Here is a 3,964-nt window from a genome sequence, read left to right as displayed (position 1 = left end):
TGCTCCAGCTTATGTTATGTCTGTTCTGCTGACCACAGCTTATATAAGGAAGCGCGTATGCCGTCACCTCAGGGGAGGCAGTGTACGCAGGATCTCCGCAGCATCCCGCCCGTCACCTGTGAAAGGCACTGCCAGCGTGGCAGCCATATCCAGTGCAAACACTCTGGTATAAACCTCCATCGAACGTGGATCCCTGTGACCAACCAGTGCCTGGATGACTTTCCGGGGCTGGCGGTGATAGAGCATGTGCATGATATAGCTGTGCCGGAAGGTGTGTGGTGTGACCGGAATCGAAAAGTGTACTCCGTCAGCTTCGGCCCGTCTGACAGCCTGCTTCAGCCAGTTGCGCATGGTTTCGTCGGTCACGGCCCATAATGGTTCACGACGACGGGGCCGGGTGGTGATCATCCAGCTTTCCATCTGCCTGACATAGCTTATATCTGTCAGCGGAACCAGGCGCACTTCATCTTTTGGCGGGCGTCCGCGTCGCGCACGCACTTTTTCGGACAGGATCCGCACAAACGGTCTTACTCCATTCAGGTCAAATGATTCCGGCGTCAGCATCCGGGCTTCGCCAATACGCATTCCGGTATTCCAGAGGGTGGCGAACAGCATATGGTGACGCTGATCCGGCATATAGAAGAGAAGGGCACTCACTTCCGGGGCCAGCAGGTAGGCCGGTGTGGCCCCCGTGGAAGTGGCCATTCTTCTCAGGGAGAGCGCTGTTGCAAAATCCACCCCCGGCGCAATGGGTAACAGGGAGACGCGTTCAGGTGAATTCTGCAGGGGAATGACATTGTTCATGAGTTATTTTTCACGTAGCACACGCACTGTTTATGGATACAGGTATTCTGACCTGAACGCCCGGATCCTTCCACGACAATAAATCGCAGCGCGCGGATCCTTTTGTTTGATTATCACGCATTATTGCGGGTAAAACCAAATACATAAAGGCGCATTTTGCCGCTGGGATCCCGTCTTAAGCCAGTCATGGTGCGGGCTGAGGGCTGGTTTACCGTTTTTGGGAGAATTGGGGTAATGCCAGGACAGGCAGAAACGGAAAAAAAATCCTGCAGACGCCCTTAAAAGACAACTGAAAATTTCTGACTCCATATTCCTCTGGTTTCAGACTGCTTAATCACATCATCAACCTGATACATAATAAACAGATTCTGTTCACAGAATGAACAATTAAGTAAATAGTTAGATTATGCGAAAAAGTACAGATATTTCTCACCATCGTTATTGAATAATATGTCTTCACACAAACAATATTAATATTTTGAGTGTAAGCCCTGACTCAAAGAAAGAAATGTCTGTTTTCGGAATAAAAAATATATAGTTATCAAAATACATTAATTTCAAATTTGAAATTAATGTAAAACGATTTAGTAAATGTTATGACATTATAAATCTACTCCTCCATGTTTAGAGGAGTATTTGCAGACTGGACGCTCTTATATAGTTACTTACCTTTATACATATTCTAACATAAGCATTTACCAACCTTACAGGGAACAGACCATAGTAGTTTATATTTCCATTCAGGTCTGAATGCACCGATAGAATATATCATCTTTTTATTATTATCCTGACAATACCTTCGTGCTTTATCTATATTCAGCCACATAAGGACACTTCCCGGACTTAGTTTCATGCAATTCTCATCATTCAGAACTGCACCATTTGGAACGTCATAATAAACATTACATGAGCTTTCAGATTTCAGTACTATATCAATAGCACACGGTTTATTATCCCAGAATAGCACATGGCCAAACATAAGTTCTCGTAAGTGAGAAATAAACATTAACAGATTATCATATTCGTAGCAAGGTAGGGTACCTCCAAACCGGGAATGAAAAAGTGATATATAAGAGCTGGATATTTCTTTATCGGATAACTGGCTTATACACTTAATCTCTCCGCCATTCCTGATAAATCTCTGGATTTCATTTCGGCGAGTTTTTTCAAATTTAGGTGAAAAAGATTCCTTTATAATACAATTTTGTTTTTTTCTGGCTATTTTCCATGTTGCATTGATAATATTTTGTTTATTTATAATTGATAATTTATTAGTTTTATCCGGAAAAAAACATCTTGCATGTGGGGAAAAAGGAATTAATACCTCATCAGATGAAAGAGGATAAGACCTTCTTGCCATTATCCCAATTTGTTTTCCATTGCACAGAAAATATGAGCCTTTGATATCACCATCTTTTTCATAGTGAAAAAAATCAAACTTCCAGTCATGATGTATCATAAAGTATGAAACAACATCCGGATGCATGTTTACACTACCACCGTATTTTTCAAAAGTTTTTTTGTACGTTTCGAATGTAGATGGTTTCCAGGCCGTAATAATGCGCTTTATATTTTTAATTGACAAAGTCATATCCTCGGCGTTTTTATATGTTATGAGTGCAACACCAACAATAATTCTGATTATGATAAATATTATTTAAAATCAACTTCCATTTGTTGTTGAATTGAAAGGTGTTTTGTCGTTTCTATACAGTATTTAATATAATCAGTAAACTTTGGCGGTTTAGGCATTCCGATACTCAGTAGCTTGTCGTTACTGAAACAAACATTGAGCATACTGAACGCTCCATATAAACGAATGGCTTTTAACATAAGGCGTTCGTTACAGGGACCAAAAATATTTTTAAAATCATGACGGCTCATTGCCAGTATGTCATAACTGACTTTAGTATATCTGTCTCCAACAGGATCACAGTTCAAAGCACGGGCTACAGCTTCGTCAATAGCAGAGAACGTCACACTACTTTCTTTACCTGCTGATATATGAACAATCTCACCATTAATTAACGAACTTTCAAGCAACATTAGCAATGCATCAGCACAATAATCTACAGGGATAACATCTATTTTATCATCCAGAGAGCACATAAATTTTTGCAACATTAACCCCATTCTGAATACCCAGAAAATACTGGTTGAAGGTAAGCACCCTACACGACTGTGGCCAACAATAATTGATGGTCGGGCAACCAACAAAGGTAAATCAGGACACTGCTTACGCATCAGATATTCTATTGTTGCTTTTGAATGCGTATACTCCACTAAATGTTCACCTGTTTCTGATGAAGCAGACTCTTCCTTAACTAGCGACCCCGTATGAGGTGTACAAGACATAGCAGTACCAACATGAAGGAAGCGTTTCAGTCCTGCCACTTTTGCCATTCTTCTTGCAAAAGCAAGTGTACCTGTAACATTCACATTCCATATAAAAGGATTATTACCAAAAGAAGCTATAGCCGCACAGTTTATAACATGAGTGACTTCATCAAGACGAGGATCCATGAGAAAGGCTTCCGGATTATTTAGATCCCCAGGCAAGATGTTATCATTAGTTAATGCATGCAACCTTTCCTCACAAACATTAAATTTACGCATATTTTCTTTAATTCTTTCCAGTCCCGCTTGTGGAGTAGGTGCTCGTACTAAAAGTAGCAAATTTATATTATTACAGTTATCCAGCAGCTTATCCAGGACCGCGCCACCAAGAAATCCTGTTGCACCTGTAAGTAATAACAATTTCATATCTAACCTCTTTTGTTTTCATGTAATCATTATAAAAATAAATTATCTTACATAAACTATGATTAAACAAAATCAAGAGAGATTAAATGTAAAAACAATGTTTATTTTTATACGACAGGATCCTTCAGGTTATTGCGAGTGTTTTTATTGGATGGTCTTCTTATTATTGACGAGTAATAGAATTATAATAAAATTCATATTATTAACATCGCTTATCAATTATTTTTATGTCGATAACACTGTGTCGTTATGCATGAAGAGTGGCAGAGCAGCATCTTTAAAAATACAAGAGTTAACAGAAACACTTTTATCGTTGAGCACATATACCCTCCACATATTATAAAAAATCAAAAGACCACCATCAGAAGTGCTGGCCTTTTGTTTATCATATTTAAAG

3 protein-coding genes are annotated in these 3,964 nt (G+C 39.5%); all 3 read right to left on the bottom strand.

Translation table 11 applies throughout. The features are described from left to right. Positions 1 to 63: 63 nt before the first annotated feature. A complete protein-coding gene (locus RTW80_RS22820; protein WP_001066954.1) occupies positions 64 to 804 on the bottom strand; it encodes a tyrosine-type recombinase/integrase in 741 nt (246 codons plus the stop codon). A 682-nt stretch (positions 805 to 1,486) separates the two neighbouring features. Continuing rightward, on the bottom strand, positions 1,487 to 2,389 hold the full coding sequence (locus tag RTW80_RS22810; RefSeq protein WP_001312822.1) for an antimicrobial resistance protein Mig-14: 903 nt from the start codon (positions 2,387 to 2,389) through the stop codon (positions 1,487 to 1,489). Positions 2,390 to 2,457: 68 nt separating this feature from the next. Next, positions 2,458 to 3,567 carry an SDR family oxidoreductase gene (locus RTW80_RS22805; protein WP_312720319.1) on the bottom strand — a complete coding sequence of 370 codons (1,110 nt, stop codon included), beginning with the start codon at positions 3,565 to 3,567 and terminating at the stop codon, positions 2,458 to 2,460. Between the last annotated feature and the right edge of the window lie 397 nt (positions 3,568 to 3,964).

Origin of the sequence: Escherichia sp. AM3 (assembly GCF_032029835.1) — a bacterium.
Taxonomy (GTDB): Bacteria; Pseudomonadota; Gammaproteobacteria; order Enterobacterales; family Enterobacteriaceae; genus Escherichia; species Escherichia coli.
The sequence above is the reverse complement of the archived record's forward strand: the minus strand, read 5'-3'. Positions and strand labels throughout refer to the sequence as shown.

Coding starts and splice junctions, on each gene's coding strand:
- RTW80_RS22805 (WP_312720319.1), bottom strand. CDS start 3,567: ATGAAATTGTTATTACTTACAGGTGCAACAGGATTTCTTGGTGGCGCG.
- RTW80_RS22820 (WP_001066954.1), bottom strand. CDS start 804: ATGAACAATGTCATTCCCCTGCAGAATTCACCTGAACGCGTCTCCCTG.